Origin of the sequence: Pseudomonas sp. P7779 (assembly GCF_013386315.1) — a bacterium.
Taxonomy (GTDB): Bacteria; Pseudomonadota; Gammaproteobacteria; order Pseudomonadales; family Pseudomonadaceae; genus Aquipseudomonas.
Genome location: NZ_JACARZ010000118.1, coordinates 1 through 20932 on the forward strand (window position 1 = coordinate 1; position 20932 = coordinate 20932).

A 20932-nucleotide genomic window follows, 5' to 3' on the forward strand; every position below is an offset into this window, starting at 1 on the left:
TTGCAACTGGGCGCTGAAGATCACGTGCTGATCCTGACCCAGCACCACATCGTGTCGGATGCCTGGTCGATGCGGGTCATGATCGATGAGCTGATGCAGTTATACCGCGGCTTCAGTCAAGGCCAACCGGCGGCGTTGGCGGCACTGCCGATCCAGTATGCCGATTACGCACAGTGGCAGCGTCAGTGGCTGGCGGCGGGTGAGCAGCAACGTCAGCTCAGCTACTGGACAGAACAGTTGGGCGGCGAGCAACCGGTCCTTGAACTGCCAACCGACCATCCACGTCCGGTTCAGCAAAGCTATCGTGGGGCCCGGCTGCCGATCACCCTCGAGCCGTCCCTGGCCGAGAGTCTCAAGCGCCTGGCGCAGCAGCAAAACACCACACTGTTCATGCTGCTGCTGGCCGGCTTCCAGACCTTGTTGCACCGCTACAGCGGGCAGCAGGATATTCGTGTCGGGGTACCGATTGCCAACCGCAATCGCCTGGAAACCGAAGGGATGCTGGGTTTCTTCGTCAACACCCAGGTACTCCGGGCCGACATTGAGGGGCACCTGCGCTTTGACCAATTGCTTCATCAGGTCAAGCAGCGGGTACTGGGAGCACAGGCCCATCAGGACCTGCCGTTCGAGCAACTGGTGGAGCTGCTTGCACCTGCACGCAACCTGAGCCATACGCCGTTGTTCCAGGCCATGTTCAACCATGCCAGTGATGCTCGTCGCGAGGCGATTGAACTGCCGGGGTTGAGCCTGGAGCAATTGACCTGGGATTCGGGCAGCGTGCAGTTCGACCTCTCCCTGGATACGTTCGAGTACAGCGAAGGCATCAGTGCCGCACTGTCCTATGCCTCTGACTTGTTTGAGCCAGCCACCGTCGCACGCCTGGGCGAACACTGGCTGAACCTGCTGCGCGCGATTGTGGCCAACCCCACCCAGCGCATCGCCGAATTACCGATGCTCGATGCGGTGCAGCGCCGGATGATGGTTGAGGACTGGAACCGCACGTTCGCCCACTACCCGAACCACCAGCCGGTGCACCACTTGATCGAAGCCCAGGTGGAGCGGGCCCCGCATGCCGTGGCGTTGGTGTTCGAGGGGCAGTCGTTGACCTATGCCCAGCTCAACGCGCGGGCCAACCGATTGGCTCATGCCTTGATCGCGCGTGGCGTAGGCCCCGATGTGCTGGTGGGCATTGCACTGCACCGCAGCCTGGAAATGGTGGTGGGCCTGTTGGCGATCCTGAAGGCCGGCGGCGCCTATGTACCGCTGGACCCGGAATACCCGCCGGAACGCCTGTCCTACATGATCGACGACAGCGGCATCGAATGGTTGCTGACCCAGCAAGCGCTGGTCGCAACCTTGCCGCTGCCGGAACGGGTGCGCACGCTGATACTCGATGGTGACGATGCCTGGCTGGCCGGTGAGGCGCAAGGCAACCCCGAGTCGCGGGCCGTCGCGCAAAACCTCGCCTATGTGATTTACACCTCCGGATCCACTGGCAAACCCAAAGGGGCTGGCAACAGCCACGGTGCCCTGACCAACCGGTTGTGCTGGATGCAACAGGCCTACGGGTTGCACGCCGACGACCGCGTGCTGCAAAAAACGCCGTTCAGCTTCGATGTGTCCGTCTGGGAGTTTTTCTGGCCGCTTATGACCGGCATCCGCTTGGTCGTGGCGTCGCCTGGGGATCATCGCGATCCACAGAAGCTGGTCCAATTGATCGAGCGCGAGGGCATTACTACCCTGCATTTCGTCCCGTCGATGCTGCAAGCGTTCGTGCTGGATGCCAATGTCAGCCGCTGCACCAGCCTCACCCGTATCGTTTGCAGTGGCGAAGCGTTGCCGATCGATGCGCAGCAGCAGGTCTTCGCCAAGCTGCCGGGCGCGGGGCTGTTCAATCTCTACGGCCCTACCGAAGCCGCAATTGACGTCACCCACTGGACCTGTCGTGACGAGGGCCGTGACGCAGTGCCCATCGGCGAGCCGATTGCGAACTTGATGACCTACATTCTCGACGCCGAGCTCAACCCGGTGCCCTGCGGCGTCAATGGCGAACTGTACCTCAGCGGCCAGGGACTGGCGCGTGGGTACCACCGTCGCCCGGAGCTGACGGCCGAACGATTCGTGGCAAGCCCGTTTGTCGCGGGTGCACGGCTGTACCGCACGGGCGACTTGGCCCGTTACCGCGTTGACGGGGTGATTGATTACATTGGCCGTATCGACCATCAGGTGAAAATCCGCGGTTTTCGTATCGAGCTGGGTGAAATCGAGGCCCGTTTGCTGGAGCACGGGGCCGTGCGCGAAGCCGTGGTGGTGGCGCAGGACAGCCGCAACGGCAAAGCCCTGAGTGGCTACGTCGTTACCCAGCCTGGCGCCGCCAGCGACTGGCCGGCACTGCGCGAGGCGCTGACAGCGCATCTGCGCCAGACCCTGCCGGAACACATGGTGCCGACGCACCTGACGCCGCTGGAAAAAATGCCCCTGAGCCCCAACGGCAAACTCGACCGCAAGGCTCTCCCGGTGCCAGACATGGCTGAGGTACAGCAGGACTTCGTGGCTCCCGCCAATGCAGTCGAAAGTGTCCTGGTCGAGATCTGGCAAGCCGTGCTCGGCGTGGCCCGGGTGGGCACTGCCGATAACTTCTTCGCCTTGGGCGGTGACTCGATCAATTCGATTCAAGTGGTCAGCCGTGCACGTCAGCTGGGAATCGGCCTGGCCCCCAAGGACCTGTTCCTGCACCAGAACATCCAGGCGCTGGCCCGGGCTGCGAGCGCCGATCAAGCCGCAACGATCGATCAGGGGCCGGTCAGCGGTGACAGCCATCTGGTACCGATGCAGCACTGGTTCTTCGCCAATGACATGGCGCACCGTGACCACTGGAACCAGTCGCTGATGCTGACCCCGCGCGAGCCATTGGACGGCGCATGTCTGCAGCAGGCCCTTGAGCACGTGGTGGCCCATCATGACGCCTTGCGCTTGCGCTTCGTGCAATCGGGCGATGGTACCTGGCAGGCCAGCCATGAGGCCGTCGGCGCGCAACCGGTAGGCCTCTGGCAGCGCCAGGCAGAGAACGCCGATGAGATCATCGCCATTGCCAACCAGGCGCAACGCAGCCTCGACCTGCAACACGGCCCGCTGCTGCGTTGCAGCCTGATCGCAGTGCAGGACGGCAGTTCGCGCCTGCATCTGGCGATTCACCATCTGGTGATGGACGGTGTGTCGTGGCGCGTGCTGCTGGAAGACTTGCAAACGGCCTACCGGCAGCTGGCGGTAAACCAGCCTGTGGTGTTGCCACCCAAGTCCACCGCGTTCAAGGCGTGGGCCGAGCAGTTGCAGGGCTACGCCCACAGCGAAGGGCTGGCTCGGGAGTTGAGTTACTGGACCGGGCAACAGGCCCATGCGTTGCCGGAACTGCCACGGGCGCGGCCTGAGGGCAGCCAGGCTTCGGTGCATGGCCATTCGGTCAACACGCGTCTGGATACAGAACAGACTCGGCGCCTGCTCAAGCAGGCACCGTCGGCCTATCGCACCCAGGTCAACGACCTTTTGCTCAGTGCCCTGGCGCAGGTGATTTGCCAGTGGACTGCGCAACCTGCGTGCCTGGTGCAACTGGAAGGCCATGGCCGTGAGGAACTGTTCGGCGACGTCGACCTGAGCCGCACGTTGGGCTGGTTCACCAGCCTGTTCCCGGTGGTATTGACCCCATCGGTGCACGCGGCAGACACCATCAAGGGCATCAAGGAACAGCTGCGCGCGGTGCCGAACAAGGGCCTGGGTTATGGCGTGCTGCGTTACCTCGGTGCAGAGGATGTCCGCTCGCGTCTGGCGAAACTCGCGCAGGCCCGGATTACCTTCAACTACCTCGGCCAGTTCGACCAGAGCTTTGATGAGCAGGCGTTATTCGCGCCGAGCGAGGAGGGCAGCGGGGCTGGGCACGCTGATGACGTGGCGCTGGGCAACTGGCTGACCATCGATGGCCGGGTGTACAACGGCCAGTTGTCCCTGGACTGGACCTTCAGCCGCGAAGTTTTTGATGAGGCCACCGTCCAGCAATTGGCCGATGCCTACGGCGTCGCGTTGCAGGCACTGATCGAGCATTGCTGCGGCGAAGAGCATCAGGGCCTGACGCCGTCTGACTTCCCGCTGGCCCGTTTGACCCAGGCGCACCTTGACGGCTTGCCGGTGCCCGTGGCGCAGGTGCAAGACGTCTATGCGTTGTCACCGATGCAAGAAGGCATGCTGTTCCACACCCTGGCCGACGACAGCAGCGGTTTGTACATCAACCAGATCAGCCTGCCGGTACACGGGCTGGATACCGAACGCTTCGCCGCAGCCTGGCAATCGGTGATTGAGCGTGAGGACATTCTGCGGACCAGCTTTCACTGGCAGGATGGCTTGAGCGCCCCGGTGCAAATTGTCCACCGCCAGGCCGAATTGCCGCTGCTGATCGAAGACTGGCGCGGCCGGGACATCAGCGAACAGGCGATCGGCGAGCGCGCAACGGCTGATTACCTGCAAGGGTTCGATCTGGCCCGTGCGCCGTTGCAGCGTGTGCTGTTGCTGCGGCTTGAGGACGACCGCTACCAGATGATCTGGACCTGCCATCACATCCTGATGGACGGCTGGAGCAGTTCGCGACTGTTTGGCGAGGTAATGCAGTTTTATGCCCAGGGCCACGTGCCGACACGCAACGGTCGTTACCGCGAGTTCATCGAATGGCTGCAACGCCAGGATCAACGGGCGCTGGAGGGCTTCTGGAGAAGCCGTCTTGCAACGCTGGAGCAGGCCACTTCGCTGAACCAGGCGATGTTCCCGCGGCATGTCGAGGATTTGCCCGGGCACCAAGCGCTTTACTCACGTTGGGATGCGGTGCAAACCGCACGCCTGCAACAGGCTTGCCGCGCCTTGCAAATCACCCCCAACACGCTGATCCAGGGCGCGTGGCTGTTGTTGCTGCAACGCTTTACCGGGCAGAACACTGTGGTGTTCGGTGCCACCGTGGCTGGCCGTCCTGCGGGGTTGGCCAATGCCGACAACATCCTGGGGCTGTTCATCAATACGCTACCGGTGATCCAGACCCTGGAACCCGCGCAGCCGCTGGATCAGTGGCTGCAAGCGTTGCAGGCCTGCAACATGGACATCCGTGAGCACGCACACGCGCCGCTGGCGGATATCCAGCGCTGGTCGGGGCTGGGTGGGCAAGGGCTGTTCGACAGCATCATCGTGTTTGAAAACTACCCGATCGATGAGCGCCTGGGTGAGCAACAGGACACCGGCCTGAGTTTCGGCGAGTCGCGTAACCATGACGTGACCAACTTTGCGATGGACCTGGCGGTCAATCTCGGCGAACAGTTGTCGATCGAATATCTGTTCCTGCGCAATGCCTTCAGTGTCGAGGCGGTAGAGCAGATTCGCCGCTGCATGGAAGACACCCTCGAGGCCATGATCGTTACGCCGACGGCGCGCCTGGGCAACCTTCAGCGCCTTGGGGCCGAGCAGTGGCGAGCCTTTGAGCAGTGGAGTGCGGCGCCGAATGCCAGCTATCACGCGCAGCTCTTGCCGGAACTGATCGCACGCCATGCCGATTCGCGTGGCGAGGCGACGGCACTGGTGTGTGGGGGCGATTCGCTGAGCTACGGTGAGCTGGAACGTCGAGCCAATGGCCTGGCCCATCGCTTGATCGAGCTGGGGGCTGGGCCGGAAGTGGTGGTCGGGGTGGCCCTGGAGCGCTCCGTCGAGATGATCGTGGCGTTACTGGCGGTGATGAAAAGCGGCGCGGCTTATGTGCCGTTGGACATCGACTATCCGCCCGAACGCCTGGCGTTCATGATGCAAGACTCGGCGATGGCGCTGTTGCTGACCCATAGCCAGGTGCAGGCGCGCCTTCCGGCGGTGGAAGGCCTGGCGCAGCTGGCCATCGACACGTTTGACCGCGCCGGCTACAGCGACACGCCGCCCGCCAGCAGTTTGCTGGGCGCCAATCTGGCCTACTTGATTTATACCTCGGGCTCCACCGGTCGGCCGAAAGGCGTGGCAGTGGCGCATGGGCCGATGAGCATGCATTGCCAGGCCATCGCCGGGCTGTATGACATGGATGAGCGCACCCGCGAGCTGCATTTCATGTCATTTGCCTTCGACGGCGCTCATGAGCGCTGGCTCAGTACGCTATTGAGCGGGGGCACGCTGGTGATCCGCGATGCCAGCCTGTGGACACCGGAGCAGACCTTCGACGCCTTGCATCAACACGGCATCACGATTGCCTGTTTCCCGCCGGCCTACCTCAAGCAGTTGGCCGAGTACGCGGCCCATAGCCAACAGGAACCACCCGCGGTACGGGTGTATTGCTTCGGTGGCGATGCGGTGCCGGACCAGACCTTCGAACAAGTGAAAGCGGCACTGCGTCCACAGTTCTTTACCAACGGCTATGGCCCCACCGAAACCGTGGTCACGCCGATGCTCTGGAAGGTCCCGGTCGACACCCGGTGCGAGGCCGCCTATGCGCCGATCGGGCGTGCTGTCGGCGAGCGCGCGCTGTACGTGCTGGACGAAGACCTCAACCCGCTGCCGCCGGGGATTGCCGGTGAGCTCTACATCGGCGGACAGGGCATTGCCCGCGGCTATTACCGTCGTCCGGACCTGAGTGCCGAGCGCTTTGTGCCGGACCCGTTCGGGTCGCCGGGCGATCGCCTCTACCGCAGCGGCGACCTGGTACGCCAGCGTGTTGATGGTGTGCTTGATTACGTCGGGCGTATTGACCACCAGATCAAGGTCCGGGGCTTTCGCATTGAACTGGGGGAAATCGAGGCGAGCCTGCGGCAACTGGACGATGTCAGTGACGCGTTGGTGATCGCCCGTGACAGTGCGTCGGGCAAGCAACTGATCGGTTATGTGGTGACGCCCGATGGCATGGCCATCGGTGATCGCCTCAAGGCGGACTTGCGCGCGCAATTGCCGGATTACATGGTGCCCACCCAGGTCATCTGCATGGCGGCGCTGCCTGTCACGCCCAACGGCAAGCTGGATCGCCAGGCCTTGCCGGAGCCTGAATTCAAGGGCGGCGAGTATGTTCCCGGCCGTACTCGTGACGAGCAACTGCTGGCACAGGTCTGGGCTGATGTGTTGCAAGTGGAGCGCGTGGGCATCACCGACAACTTCTTCGAGTTGGGCGGTGACTCGATCCTCAGCCTGCAAGTCGTCTCGCGGGTACGCAACCACCCTGAACTGAAGATGGACCTCAAGCTGCGGGACCTGATGCGCGGGCAGACCATCGAGGCGATTTTCGAGCAGCGTTCAAGCACCGTCGCCACGCTGATCGAGGATGTTTCGCAGGTGGCCGCCGAGGGCCAGTTCAACCTGATTCCGATCCAGCAGTGGCTGTTCGACCAGCGTATGAGCGAGCCGCACCATTACAACCAGGCATTGATGCTGCGTGCACGCCAGGCGCTGAATCTGCCGGCGCTGGAGCTGGCATTGCGCTGCATGTTGAAGCAGCACGACGCCCTGCGCCTGCGCTTTCGTGAGGTGGGCGCACGCTATTACCAGCATTACCAGCCGCTGGAGGACATGCAGGCGCAATGGGCCACTGAGCCCTTGTTATGGCAACACACCGTGGCCGATGAAGCGGAGCTTGAGCTGTACGCCGAACAGGTACAGCGCAGCCTGGACCTGCAAGACGGGCCGGTGTGGCGTACCGCTCATGTGACGTTGGGCGATGGCCAGGTGCGGGTATTGATGGTGATCCATCATTTGGTGATCGACACCGTTTCCTGGCGTTTGCTGCTGCAGGATTTGCAGGTCGCTTATGAGGCTTACCGCAATGGCCAGGCGCCGGCCCTGCCGATTCGTACCAGCAGCTACCGGGCCTGGGCCGAGGGGCTGCAAGCGTACGCGGCGAATTATCCGGCGCAGGAGCAAGCCTGGTGGCTTGAGCAGATCGACCAGCCGGGCAGTGAGCTACCGTGCGATAACCCGCGTGGCAAGAACCAGGTGCAGTACCAGTCGGTCGCGCTGATGGGCCTGTCGCAGGAACATACCCAGCAGTTGCTCAAGCAAGTGCCTGCGGTCTACCAGACGCAGATCAACGATGTGTTGCTCGCCGCGCTGAGCCGGGTGTTGTGCCGCTGGAGCGGGCAGCCTTCGGTATTGATCCAGCTCGAAGGCCATGGCCGCGAAGACCTGGTCAAGGACATCGACCTGAGCCGCAGCCTGGGCTGGTTCACCAGCATGTTCCCGGTGCGCCTGGCACCCGGTGCCGGGGCTGATATCGGGAGCTCGGTGCGTGCGGTGCAGCGGCAATTGGCGGCCGTACCGAACAAGGGCCTGGGCTACGGCATCCTGCGTCACATGAGCGGTGTGTCGATGGCCGATACCTTGCGCCTGGCACCCCAGGCGCGTGTCACCTTCAACTACCTGGGGCAGTTCGACCAGAGCTTCGATGACAAGGCGATGCTGGTGCCGGCTCAGGAGAGCTATGGCAGTTGCTACAGCCCGCAGGCGGCCCTGGGCAATTGGCTGGAAGTGGTGGGGCAGGTGTATGACGGACGCCTGGCGATGCGCTGTATTTTCAGCACGCGCCGCTACCGTGCCGAAACCGTCGAACAGTTGATGCGAGAGTACCAGGCCGAACTGGAGGCGCTGATCGAGCATTGCGTGGCACAAGCGGCTTAAGGATTGAGGCCGATCCATCGTTATACAAAGAGGGGCCCTTGTGGCTCCTCTTTCGTCTGTGGCTTTTTCATAAGGAAACCTGCGATGTCCTTGCATCCGGAACTCAATGCCTTCCTCGACCTGGCGCAAGAAAGCCAGGCGGACGGTCCTGGGCCGTTTCACCTGTCAACGCCCGCCCAAGCTCGTGAGGCGTTCGAGCGCACCACCGCGCAACTGCGCTGGCAGGCGCCTGCGCAGGTGCGCTGCAGCCACATCGAATTCACGGCACGCGATGGCGCGACGCTGGCGTTGCGTGTGTACCGTCCCGCTGACGTTTCGGCGCAGAGCCTGCCGGTGCTGGTGTACTTCCATGGCGGTGGCTACGTGGTCGGCAGCCTGGAATCCCATGACGGGGTGTGCCGCGAATTCTGCGCCAGAACTCCGTGTGCGGTGGTTTCAGTGGGTTATCGACTGGCGCCGGAGCACAGGTTCCCGACGCCGCTGAACGATGGCGCCGATGCCCTGGCCTGGCTGGCCGATAACGCTGCAGCCGAAGGCCTGGACCTCACCCGCGTGGCTTTCGGTGGCGACAGTGTGGGGGCCACGCTGGCGACGGTGCTGGCGTTGCAGTCGGTGCTCGAGCCCGCGACGCTGGCAATTAAACCCTGCTGGCAACTGCTGTGCTATCCGGTGACGGACGCTTCTACCAATAGCCCGTCGACCGAGCTGTTCGGCGAGGGCTATCTGCTGGAGACCGAGACACTGGAATGGTTCTACCGGCATTACGCCCGGGAGGCGGCGGATCGTCTTGACTGGCGCTTCTCGCCATTGCTGGCGCCGGGGTACCCGGGCATGCCACCGGCGCTGATTGCGTTGGCCGGTCATGACCCGCTGCTGGATGAAGGGCGTGCCTATGCCCGACGGTTGCAGGAACAGGGGGTAGCGGTGGAAGTGATCGAGTACGCCGGGTTGATTCACGATTTCCTGCGCCTGCAGAGCGTGGTGCCGGATATCGACGAGGTGTACGGTCAATTGACCCTGGCATTGCGAGCCGCGCTGGCAGCTTGAGAACAGGCACAAAAAAACCGGGCCAGGCCCGGTTTTTTTGTGGGTGTTGCCTAGAAGTTGTACGTCACGTCAACCGAGGCGACGCGTTCCTGGCCGTAGTAGCAGCCGAACGAGTAGTTGCAGTGGGACACGTACTCGCGGTTGAACACGTTCTGCACGTTCAGGCTGGTCTCCACGCCACGCAGGCTTGGCGATACCTTGCTCAGGTCGTAGCTGACGGTGGTGTCATAGACCACAAAGCCCGGGACCTCGAACGAGTTGGCAGCATCACCGGGTTTGGGGCCGGTGTAGCGGGCGCCGGCACCGAAGGTCAGGCCATTGAGCACCGCCTGGGTGAAGTGGTAGTCAACCCACAGCGATGCCGAAACCGGTGCCTGTTGCTCGGTGCGGTTACCGGTGTTGCCGTAGTTGTTCTTGATGTAGAACGCGTCGAGGTAGGACGCAGCAGCCAGTACGTCGACGTTGGCAATCGACGATTTGACTTCCAGTTCGACACCGCGGGAGCGAACCTGGCCTTGCTGGACCGAGTACTGGGTGTACTCGTTATCCTGGCTCAACACGTTTTTCTGCTTGATCTGGTACACGGAAGCCGTGATCAGCGTCTTCTCGAACGGCTGGTACTTCACACCCACTTCGTACTGTTCGCCTTCGGTCGGCGCGAAGGCCTTGCCGCCACGTTCGGGCGCGGTAGTGCCAACGGTCGGCAGGAAGGATTCGGAGTAGCTGACGTACGGCGCCAGCCCGAAGTCGGTGACATAGGTCAGGCCGACACGGCCGGTGAACTTGTTGTCACGCTGTTCGGTGATGGAGTTTGCAATCAGGTCCTTGTTTTCAACTTCGGCCCAGTCCTGACGGCCACCAATGGTCAGGATCCACTTGTCCAGTTTGATCTGGTCCTGCAGGTAGACGCCGGTCTGGCGCACGGTGTTGTCCCACTTGGTGGTTTTTTCCGGGGTCACGCTGCTGGTGTCGTAGTTGTTGTTTTCGCCGTAGAGGTTGATCGGCAGTACGTTGTAGGCGTTGTAGCCGGTGTATTTGCGGTTGAAGTTGCGATAGTCCAGGCCGACCAGGGTGGTGTGCTCCAGCGCGCCGGTGTTGAATTTGTATTCCAGGTTGTTATCGATGGTGTAGGCGGTGTTGTGCTGGCGCCAGTCGAGTTTGACACGGTTGGCCCGGGTCTGGTCGACCGCGCCGGTGACTGCATCGGTGACGAAGCTGCGCAGGTAGAAGCCTTTGTAGTCGTCGCGTACGTCGGTGTAGCGGGCGGTGGAGCGACCTTTCAGGTTTTCGCTGAAGCTGTGGGTCAAGTCGTAGCCCAGGATGAACTGGTCACGTTTGTAGTCGTTGTATTTCGAGTCGCCGGAGAAGAAGTTGCGGTCGATGCGTTTGCCGTTGGGGCCGCGCTCGAGAGAGCCGATCATTGGCAACGCCTGATAGTCTTCCAGGCCTCGGTCCCGCTGGATCTGCGCCAGTACGGTCAGGGATGTGTCGTCGTTCGGGGCCCAGGTCAGGCTGGGTGCCAGCAGCATGCGTTCGCTGTGGGTATGATCGACCTGCTGGTTGCCTTTCTTCGCGACGCCGACGATGCGATAGCTGAACTCTTTCTGATCGTCGAGCGGGCCGCTGGTGTCGAATGCGCCGTTGACCCGGTTGTAGCTGCCGGCACCGATCTTGACCTCGCTGCGTTGTTCGGTGGTCGGTCGCTTGGAGACCATGTTGATCAGGCCGCCCGGCTGGTTCTGGCCAAAGAGCACCGACGATGGGCCCTTGAGCACTTCGATGCGCTCCAGGGTATACGGATCGATTTGCGGGGCGCCGCCGAGGCTGCCGGCATAGGGCAAGTAAGCGCCGTCCAGGTACAGCTGGGTAGGGGCGAAGCCACGGCTGGTGATTTCGTCGGCGATCGCATTGCGGTCGGTGAAGCCGCCGGTGTTCAGGCCTGGCGTGTAGCGCAAGGCCTGGGTCAGGTTGAGTGCGCCCTGGGTTTCGATCTGTTTAGCGGTGACCACGTTGACGGTTTGCGGGATTTCCAGGAGGGGCGTATCGGTCTTGGTGCCGGTGGCGCTGCGGGTGGCAACGTAGCCGTCCACGGGGCCGTAGGCCGATTCGACAGCCTGGCCACTGATGGTGGTGGCACCCAGCTCCAGTGAATCACCCGTTGCCCGGGCACGTACGGTGACGGTGTTGGCTTGAACGGTGAACACAGCGCCGGTCCCCACCAGCATCTGCGACAACGCCTGTTCAGGCGACAACCGGCCGCTCACCGGCTGGCTGTGCTGGCCCTTTACATCATCGGCGCTGTACAGCACTTGCATGTTCGACTGGGTGCCCAGCGCCTGCAGGGCGCTTGCCAGTGATTGTGCCGGGATATTGAAGTTGATCTCCTGGGCCTGAACCTGCGCACTGAACGGCAACGCCAGCGCCATGCTGAACGCGGTGGCGCTGAAGCCCGGCTGCAGCATACGGCGCATGAACAAGGCTTTGGTAAAACGTGGAATCCCCGCAATTGCTGACATTGTGCTCACTCTTACTGGTTTTAATGGTTGCGTAGTTGTTAGCGATTCTTAATTAGACGCACGAGGCCGAAAAAACCAGAATGAGAATCTAACTTATTCATGCCGGTTGCAGTTCGGTGGCTACTTTCCCGGCTTCCATGCGCACCAGTTGGTCGGCAATGTCGAAGTAACGATCGTCGTGGGAAATCACGATGATGGTTTTGCCCAGGCGCTTGAGATCCGGCAGCAGCTCGGTGTAGAAAATCCGCCGGAAGGTCGGGTCCTGGTCTGCGGCCCATTCGTCAAACACCAGCACCGGGCGTTCCTCCAGCCATGCATTGACCAGCGCCAGGCGCTTGCGCTGGCCGGTGGACAGGTCGGTGGTGGTGAACGAACCGTCACGCACGCTGACCTTGTGGCCGATTTCCAGGCGCTGCAGGTATTGGTTGGCATCTTCGGGAATATGGGTATCGCCCTGCACCACGTCGTCGAACAGGTAGTAGTCAGCGAAGATCGTGGTGAACAACTGGCGATAGTCGTCACGTGTCACTGCCGTCACGGGCTGCCCGTTGAGGCGGATTTCCCCCTGCTGCGGGGCGTACAGGCCTAGCAGCAGCTTGATCAGGGTGGTCTTGCCGCAACCGTTTTCGCCGACAATGAAGATGATGTCGCCTTGCTCGATCTTCAGGTTGACCGGGCCCAGGCGAAACGGTGCGCTGCCTTCGGTGGCGGGGAAACTGTAGGACACGTCCGTCAATTCCAGGCTCTGCACCGGCGTACTCTGGTTGCCTTGGTCGCTGAGCAGCAGGTGGGGTTCGGGCGAGGAAAACTGCTCCGACAGCGCGGCGATACGGCGGAATGCGATCTGCGCGCGGCTGACGATTGGCAGGGTGCCGATCAGATGCTCCAGCGGCCCTTTCATGTACAGCAGCACCAGCACAAAGCCGCTCATCACTGATTTGTCGGCACTCGGCCACAGTGATTGCAGGGCGAGTGCCAGCCCGATGACCACGAAAAACAGCATGGAGCCGAGGGTCTTGGCGACGACGAAAATATTCACCGAACGAATTTGTGTGTCGCAGATTTTGTCGGCGGTACTTTCTATCCCCGACACAAACATGCGGTGCCTGCGCGGACGATGGATGCGCAACTCCTTGGCGCCCTCGGCGATGGAATTGTAGTGTTTCTGCAGTTCGTCTTCGGCGTCGCGGGCCTCCATGAAGCCTTTGATTCCCCGGCCCCGGGCGATGTACTGGACGACCGTGCCGATGATGATCGCGACCACCATGATCAAGAACATCGGCCATGACAGCATCGCCAGGTAACCCATGCAGCCAAGTGTGACGGTCAGCGAAATGGCCAGCGGGGCGAAGGCGAACGCGAAATCGCTGATGGTGTCGACGTCGTGGGTGAGCACCGGGATCAGGCGGTGGCTGCGGTAGCGCTCAATCTGTTCGATGGGCGCCGACAGGACTTTTTCCCCAAGCTCCTTGCGCAGCCGGGCGATGATCTTTTGCCCCACATAATTGGTGCCGATATCGGAAAAGATCGAACTGACCAGTGCCAGCAGGCAGAGGCCGGCAAAGGCGCCGACCACGGTGTTGGTCAGGCCGTTGTCGGCGTGCAGCACGGTATTGATGGTCGCCAGCAATACCGTGACGCTGAGGCCGCCGACCATGCCGAGCAGAATGGAGCCGACAACGATCATCCGAAAGGGTTTGAGCAGGGTGAACAATTCATTGATCACCCCACGTGTTGGTTTGCTCATGGAGGTTCCCTGCTTGAAGATCGGCCGGGCCCGGCTTCGGTCGCGGGCTCGGCCTGGGTGGCATAGAGGGCGGTGGTGCGCCGCAATGCGTTGCATGACGGGTCACACACACCTGTAAAACGACTGGGGGGAGGGTTAATTTAGAGGGCTGGCTGCCTTACAGGTCCCGCACGACGCGAAAGCCGATCCAGTCGCCGCGGTTGTCCGGTACCAACGCATTGCGGTTGCCGGAGCGGGAGAACACGGGGGCTTCACCCCAGTCGTTGCCGCGGATGCGTCTGAACTGGCATTTACCGGTCAGCCAGGCGCTGCCGTCGCTTGGGGCGCCGACGTAATCATCGTTGTAGCAATCGGCTGTCCACTCGTAGACGTTGCCGTGCATGTCGTACATGCCGAACGCGTTGGGCGGGTAGCTGCCCACCGGGGACGAGTAGCTGTAGCCATCCGCCGGGCCGTAGGTGTTGGCATGCTGGGCAATGCTGTAGCCCTTGCCCTCGTCGAACGGGAAGGGGAACGGGCCGGTGGAGCCGGCGCGGGCGGCGTATTCACGTTGGGCTTCACTGACCATCTGGTAGTGATGGCCGGTTTTCTTCGATAGCCAGGCGACGTAGTTCTGCACATCCTCGAAGTCCATGCACACGGCAGGTTGGCGCGGCCCTTGGGGGTAGCGTGGCTTGCTGGCGACGCACTCGCGGCCGGGTCGTTCATCGCCATTGGCAATCTTGACCCCGGACTGGCGTACATAGCTGTCCCACTCGCCGGCGGTGACCTGGAAGCGGCTCATGGCGAAGGGCCTGGCAAAGGTGACCGGGTGCATCGGGCCTTCATCAGGCTCGCGGCCCACTTCGTCTTCCGGGGTGCCCATGGTGAACGTACCGGCGGGCAACACGACCATTTCCGGGCAGTCCTTGCAGTCCTTGAACACTTTACCGGGTGTCGGCGTGGCCGCCTGGGCCAGCCCCGGTAGCAGGGCACTGCACAGTGTTGTCAGAATCACTGCGGCCAGCGGTTTCAGGTGCGGGTGATGGTTCATGGGAGCATCTCGCTGAAATGGAAAAGAGGCGTCACAACCGTTGTCTCAGCAACGTCATGAAGCGCTGGATCTCGGCCGATGTGTTGAGCAGGCCCGGGGAAGTGCGAATCACCGGGCCGGCGTCCCGATATACCGAGTCGATCACTACCCGGTTTTTCATCATGTGGGCGGCCACGTCGCGGCTGTCCTGGCCGTTGACCCGGAAGAAGGTGAAGCCTGCCGACAACTCGCTGCTGCGGGGTGTCACCAGCTCTATCTTCGAGTGCGCCAGCAGTTGGGTCTTCAGTTCGTCGTTGAGCTGATGAATGCGTGCCTGTACCTGCGGCTTGCCCAACTGCAAGTGCAGTTTGAAGGCTTCATCCGCAGCCCAGCGATGTTCAAAGGCGTGGTAGCCGCCGGGTGTCATGGTGGTGGCGAAGTTGGTGTCTTCGGAGAAGGTCGGCACCATCGGTGTCACGTCGGTGTTCTGCTCCGAGCGGGCGCAAATGATCCCGGTGCCCCGCGGGCCGAACATCCACTTGTGGGTGCCGGCAATGAAAAAGTCGCAATGCATGTCCGGGAAGTCGAGGTTCTCGACGCCAAAGCCATGCACACCATCGACCACGTAGAGGATGCGGTCCTTGTCGTCACGGTTGCGGTTGTGTTCATCCACCAGCTTGCCGATCGCGCCGATCGGCAGCTTGACGCCGCTGCCGGATTGCACCCAGGTCATGCCGAGCACACGGGTATTGGGGCGGATATTGCGCTCGATAGAACCGAGCACTTCATCGACGGACACCGAATGGGCGCTCTCGAACAATTTGATCTTGCGTACCTGGGTGCCTTCCTTGCGTACCCGGAAATCGAGGCTGTAGGCGGTGGCGTAATGTTCGTGAACAGTGGTGAGGATTTCCTGGTCGGGGCGTACCTGGATCCCGCCGTAAATCATCGCCAGGCCTTCGGAGGTGCTGCCGGTCAGGGCTATCTGGCCGGGCCTGGCATTCAGGTAGCGGCCGGCCCATTCGCGCACCTGGCCTTCACGCTTCCATGTCTCTTGCAGGTCCCAATCCATGGCCAGGCCGGGGTTGCGGTCGATCTGCGCGCGGTAGCGCTCGATGGCCTCACGCACCGGCTTGGGGTGCGAGGCCACCAGGAAATTCGAAAAGTGCAGGTAGTCCGGGTCCTGGGTAAACAGTTGGCGAAAGCCTGCCCAAGGGTCGCCAGGTGGTGCCGCATTGCCTGCCAGTGCCTGGGGGATGATGGCAGTGCCCAGCGGCAGGCTCGCGGCGAGAAGCCCGGCCTGCTTGAGAAACGTACGGCGGTCGGTCATGAATTCACTTCATTCATTGAGGGTGGTTCAGCGGTTGGCCAATGGCTTGGCAGCTTTTTGTACCTGGTCCCAGACCCGCAGGAAGTTGCCTCCCCAGAGCTTGGCGATATCGGCTTCGGAGTAGCCGCGCTGGATCAGTTCCGCAGTCACGTTGCGCACTTCGCCGACGTTCTCCCAGCCCTTGAGGCCGCCGCCGTCGTTGAAGTCCGAGGCGATGCCGACGTGGTCGATGCCAACCTTGCGCACGGTGTAATCGATGGCATCGCCCAAGTCCTTGAGGGTGGCCTTGGGTTCTTCTTCGAGGATGGCGTACAGCGCACTGGCGTATTGGCCAAACTTTTGTTCTGGCCAGGCCGAGATGATCGGGTCGCCGGGCATCAGGGCTACGGCCAGGTTGGGCAGTGGCGGCAGGTCGAAGCGCGCGCGCAACGCGTTGAGTTTGTCCTGGGTGGGCTGGCTGAGGGGGCGCAGGTAAGCTGGGAAGCCCACCACCTGAACGACACCGCCGCTGTTCTTGATCAGTTGCAGTTCCTTGTCGCTGAGGTTGCGTGGTATGTCCACCGACGCCCGTGGCGCCGAGTGGGAGGCCACCATCGGTGTGCGGCTCAGTTGCGCAACTTGCTCCAGGGCCTTGGTGGACATCTGCGAGACATCAATGATTACCCCCAGGTCATTGAGGCGATGCACGGCTTGCTTGCCGATATCCGAGAGGCCGTCGAGGGCATCGGGTGAGTCATTGAAAAACGGCAGTGGGCGTGACGAGTCCGACCAGGCGTTGTTGCCGATGTAGCTGAAGCCGAACATGCGCATGCCGCGCGCGGTCCACAGGTTCAACTGATTAAGGTCATCACCCAGCGGGTAGGCGTTGAGCATGCTGATAAAGATCGCAAACTTGCCTTCGCCATGCAGACGCCGGAAATCATCCGGGGTGTAGGCAATGCCCACTTGGTTGGGGAAGTCGCGAACCATGCCGGAGATGATCTTGTAGCGAGTCTCCTGCTGGTGGCGGGCTTCTTCGACAAAACCCGCGGTGGGCTTGTGGGGCGCATTGGGGCCGTTCCACATTTCCGGCCAGCCGAAAATCGTCAGGGCTGCACCCGACAGGCGCCCCCGGCTGGCCTTGGCCAGGTCGAACTGGCCGCTGCCGTCCTTGTCGGCTTCGTTGCCGGCGGTACCAAAGTTGAGCGGCACGGTGATGTGACTGTCGAACGACAGCAGGCGGTCCTGCATCTCATTGGCCTGCTTGATTACCGCCAACGGGTACCCGGCATTGCCCCTGAACCAATGGTCCCAAGCCAGGAACCCGGCCCCGGCGCCAATGGCCAGGACCAGCGGCAGGCCGAAGTACAACGCCTTTTTCGAACGTGGTTTTGTCATTGCCATCTCAGTCAGTTGAGGCCTTTGCTATCTGGGATGAACGAGCGATGGCCGGGAAAATTTAAGCCTGGGAGGCGCGGTGCTAAATTTCCCCTGTCAGCGAACGTTCTAGCTTGGATAAAGCCTGCTTGATGGCTGACACAGGTAAAGCAATGACGATTTCTCGACGAGGGTTCATCGCCGGCCTGGCGCTGACTGGCGCTGCAGTGCCTGCGGCCTTTTATGCCCATCGCGAGCTGACGCGTGAAGAGTTTCCGATTACCCCGGGCGAAGCCACGGTGGATCTGGCAGACACCGCCGGCCAGCATTTGGCGGACAGCCTGCGTGGCGTTTGGCATGTGCAGTTGGCAGGCCGCGATGCCGGCCTGAAAGGCCTGCCCCTGGAGGGCCTGGAATTGCTCCTCGACGTTGCCCCGCGTGGGCGTGGCCTGCGGGGCTACCTCGACACTGGCGAACAACTGCGTGCCGACGGCGAGCCGCGCTATCGTGTGTTGGGTGACCTGACTCCCGGAGACGGGGCGCATCTGTACTGGCGCCTGATCGACCGCGATGCCGTGGACGGGGCTCCAGCCTACGAGTTCAAAATGACCCTTGATGAAGTCTGGGCCGAATTCGGTAACGCCGGCAGCGGCACCCTGAGTGGGCAGATCCTCAGCCTGGACCGCCCATTGGCCCTGCTCGAACGGGACAATCATTTTGTCGCCACCAAGCGGCTGTTTCCCGAGGCGCGTGAGCGCATCGGTCTCAACCCGGTTCTATTGGCCTGGTTGATTGCTCCCGAACATCGCCTGTTTCACCAGCTCTGGCACGCTTCCCGTGACCAGTGGCACAAACTCTCCGAAGACAAGCGTAATGCCTTGCGGGGGATCGGCTGGCAGCCTGGTCCGCGTGACCGGGAGCGCGATGCACGGGGGCCGCGCAAGGATCGCAACGGTTCGGGCATCGACTTCTTTTTCATGCATCGGCACATGCTGGGCGCCGCACGTTCGATGCAGGACTTGCCATCGTGGACGTACTTCCCTCAGCCACAGCCGGGGCTGGAGCGTGATCGCCAGGGGTTTGTGCGTTATTTCGACAATCATGACGGTTTCGCGTTGCCGCCTACCTGGATGGCGGCGAATGACAGTGCGTATACCCAGTGGGTCAGCGATATCAAGGCGGCCGAGACTTACCACAGTAACTTTGAGGTCTGGGAGTCGCAGTACCGCGACCCGCGCTACCTGGCGAAACTCACATTGGGGCAGTTCGGCTCTGAGGTGGAGCTGGGCCTGCACGATTGGCTGCATATGCGCTGGGCCTCGGTGCCGCGGGACCCGTCCAACGGCGCGCCGGTGCCTTTTGCACGGGACCCGGCTGACTTTGCCGCGCGTTGGTACGTGGCAGAGAATGACTTCCTTGGAGATCCGTTTTCTTCTCACGTGAATCCGGTGTTCTGGCGTTTTCATGGTTGGATCGATGACCGCATCGAGGATTGGTTTCGTGCCCACGAGCGTTTTCATCCGGGTGAAGTGAGCCGGCTGGAAGTCAACGGCGTGCCCTGGTTTGCGCCGGGGCGCTGGGTGGAGGTGGATGACCCGTGGCTGGGGCCGGACACCCATGGTTGCAGCACCACGCCGGGGTTGCAGATGGGCAAGTCGATGGAGATGGACCCGGAAACCATGAAGCTGGCGCTGCGGATTACCTTCGGGGCGGATGAGGACAAGCTGGCCGAGCTGTTTCGCAAGGTGCCGAAGCGTCCCTGGTATGCGCGGCATTTGAAGGTCAAGGAGCGGGTGCTCTAAAGGGCGCCGCTCAACGGTGGGAGCCGGGCAAGCCCGGCTTTCATTCAGTTGATCGTGCTTGCTGGCACCTGCCAGCCGCCCCCCAGCGCCTTATACAGCGCAATGCTTGCGTTCAGCCGTGATCGGCGCAATTGCACATTCAAATCCTGCGCCGCGTATAACGTACGCTGCGTCTCCAGCACCGTCAGCAGATCCTCCGCTCCGGCTTCGTATCGGCTCTGGGCAATCTCAAAGGCAGTCTGCGCCTCCCTCAGTTCCTCGCTCTGCCACTGACGCTGCGCATCCAGCCCGCGAATGCTGCTCAGGGCTTTTTCCACATCGGCAAAGCCATTGATGATCGCTCCCCGGTACGTCTGCAGCAGCTCATCCTGACGCGCCCGGGCCTTGTCCCGCTCGGCGCTCAGGCGGCCATTGTTGAAGATCGGTGCGACCAGGCCGGAAGTGAGGTTGTAGAACGGGCTGCGCACTACGTCGGCGAGCTTGTTGGCACCCGAGCCAAGGTCGGCACTGAGGGTGAGGGTGGGCAACATGGCTGCCCGGGCGACGGTGACGTCTGCCTGGGCTGCTGCCAGCCGGGCCTCGGCACTGGCGATGTCGGGACGGCGGCTGAGCAGTTGGCTGGGAACACCGGCGGCGATGCCCGGCCAGTTCAATTGGGCGAAGGGTTGCGGGGCCAGGTGCAGGTCCTGCACCGGTGTGCCCAGCAGTGCCGCGAGGCTGATCAAGGCCTCGTCGGCCTGTTGCTGTGCCAGCGGCAGTTGGCGTTGTTGTGCGGCCACGAGGCTTTTTTGCTGGGCCAGTTCCAGGGCGGTGGCGGAGCCTGCATCGTGGCGAGTCTGCACCAGCTTCAACACGTTTTGGGCGTTGTCCAGGTTGAGTTGGGCGATGCGCAGTTGCTCACGCAATGACAGCCACTGGGTATAGCTGGTCGCAACACCGCTGAGCAGGGTCAGTTCCACGGTGGCCTGGTCGAACTCGCTGGCGCGCACCTCTTCCACGGCGCTGTCCCGGGCGGCGCGCTTGCCACCCCAGAAATCAATTTCGTAAGTGGCGCTCAGGCGCGCATCGAAGTAATCCACGGCCTTGTTGCTGCTGGTGGCATCCAGCTGGCTGTAGCCCTTGCCCCGCAGCAGCTTCTGGCGGTTTGCATTGAACGCGCCGGTGAGTTCAGGCAGCAACGGTGCGCCGGCTATCACTGCGCTGGCCTGGGCCTGGCGCACCCGGGCCATGGCGCTGGCCAGGTCGTAACTGCCGCTGCGGGCCTGTTCGATCAGTTGGTTGAGCTGGGGGCTGTCGAAACTTGTCCACCATTGCTGGTTGGCCCGCAGCGCCGTTGCGTCGTTTGCACTGTGCCAGGTGGGCGGTGTTTGCATGCCTGCGCCCGGACGCGGTGCGGGGCTGCTGCAGGCGGCCAGCAGCAGGCTGGCGGCGAGGAGGGTCAGGGACACTTTCATAGGG

9 protein-coding genes are annotated in these 20932 nt (G+C 62.3%); 3 read left to right on the top strand and 6 right to left on the bottom strand.

What is annotated here, in order from left to right; all coding sequences use genetic code 11:
- Both HX869_RS27725 and HX869_RS27730 read left to right on the top strand, forming a co-directional pair.
- Nucleotides 1–8664, top strand: an 8664-nt coding sequence (locus tag HX869_RS27725; protein WP_178903965.1) for a non-ribosomal peptide synthetase, incomplete at its 5' end; no start/stop codon positions are given.
- Between the two features lie 84 nt (nt 8665–8748).
- Nucleotides 8749–9711 (top strand): alpha/beta hydrolase, encoded by a 963-nt coding sequence (locus HX869_RS27730; protein WP_178903966.1) that lies wholly within the window; start codon nt 8749–8751, stop codon nt 9709–9711.
- A 50-nt stretch (nt 9712–9761) separates the two neighbouring features.
- On the opposite strand, the gene HX869_RS27735 is transcribed toward HX869_RS27730, so the two are convergent.
- The 5 genes from HX869_RS27735 to pvdM form a co-directional block, all read right to left on the bottom strand.
- Nucleotides 9762–12227 (bottom strand): TonB-dependent siderophore receptor, encoded by a 2466-nt coding sequence (locus HX869_RS27735; protein ID WP_008434507.1) that lies wholly within the window; start codon nt 12225–12227, stop codon nt 9762–9764.
- A gap of 97 nt (nt 12228–12324) precedes the next feature.
- Entirely contained in the window at nt 12325–13974 is a 1650-nt protein-coding gene (locus tag HX869_RS27740) for a cyclic peptide export ABC transporter (RefSeq protein ID WP_178903967.1), read from the bottom strand.
- Between the two features lie 157 nt (nt 13975–14131).
- Nucleotides 14132–15007 carry a formylglycine-generating enzyme family protein gene (locus tag HX869_RS27745; protein ID WP_003208550.1) on the bottom strand — a complete coding sequence of 292 codons (876 nt, stop codon included), beginning with the start codon at nt 15005–15007 and terminating at the stop codon, nt 14132–14134.
- 31 nt (nt 15008–15038) lie between these two features.
- Nucleotides 15039–16316: an aminotransferase class V-fold PLP-dependent enzyme gene (locus tag HX869_RS27750; RefSeq protein WP_178903968.1), complete on the bottom strand. Its 1278-nt coding sequence runs from the start codon at nt 16314–16316 to the stop codon at nt 15039–15041.
- Nucleotides 16317–16343: 27 nt separating this feature from the next.
- Nucleotides 16344–17693, bottom strand: coding sequence for a pyoverdine-tailoring dipeptidase-like protein PvdM (pvdM, locus tag HX869_RS27755; RefSeq protein WP_008434503.1), 1350 nt, complete (start codon nt 17691–17693; stop codon nt 16344–16346).
- 152 nt (nt 17694–17845) lie between these two features.
- Between pvdM and HX869_RS27760 the strand changes: the two genes are divergently transcribed.
- Nucleotides 17846–19474 carry a PvdJ/PvdD/PvdP-like protein gene (locus tag HX869_RS27760; RefSeq protein WP_102605427.1) on the top strand — a complete coding sequence of 543 codons (1629 nt, stop codon included), beginning with the start codon at nt 17846–17848 and terminating at the stop codon, nt 19472–19474.
- 44 nt (nt 19475–19518) lie between these two features.
- Here the strand turns inward: HX869_RS27760 and HX869_RS27765 are convergent, their stop codons facing one another.
- Nucleotides 19519–20928 carry an efflux transporter outer membrane subunit gene (locus tag HX869_RS27765; RefSeq protein ID WP_178903969.1) on the bottom strand — a complete coding sequence of 470 codons (1410 nt, stop codon included), beginning with the start codon at nt 20926–20928 and terminating at the stop codon, nt 19519–19521.
- Nucleotides 20929–20932 lie beyond the last annotated feature (4 nt).

Bases quoted from the DNA above. Each gene is read 5' to 3' on its own strand.
- HX869_RS27730 (WP_178903966.1), top strand. From the start codon at position 8,749: ATGTCCTTGCATCCGGAACTCAATGCCTTCCTCGACCTGGCGCAAGAA.
- HX869_RS27735 (WP_008434507.1), bottom strand. From the start codon at position 12,227: ATGTCAGCAATTGCGGGGATTCCACGTTTTACCAAAGCCTTGTTCATG.
- HX869_RS27740 (WP_178903967.1), bottom strand. From the start codon at position 13,974: ATGAGCAAACCAACACGTGGGGTGATCAATGAATTGTTCACCCTGCTC.
- HX869_RS27745 (WP_003208550.1), bottom strand. From the start codon at position 15,007: ATGAACCATCACCCGCACCTGAAACCGCTGGCCGCAGTGATTCTGACA.
- HX869_RS27750 (WP_178903968.1), bottom strand. From the start codon at position 16,316: ATGACCGACCGCCGTACGTTTCTCAAGCAGGCCGGGCTTCTCGCCGCG.
- pvdM (WP_008434503.1), bottom strand. From the start codon at position 17,693: ATGACAAAACCACGTTCGAAAAAGGCGTTGTACTTCGGCCTGCCGCTG.
- HX869_RS27760 (WP_102605427.1), top strand. From the start codon at position 17,846: ATGACGATTTCTCGACGAGGGTTCATCGCCGGCCTGGCGCTGACTGGC.
- HX869_RS27765 (WP_178903969.1), bottom strand. From the start codon at position 20,928: ATGAAAGTGTCCCTGACCCTCCTCGCCGCCAGCCTGCTGCTGGCCGCC.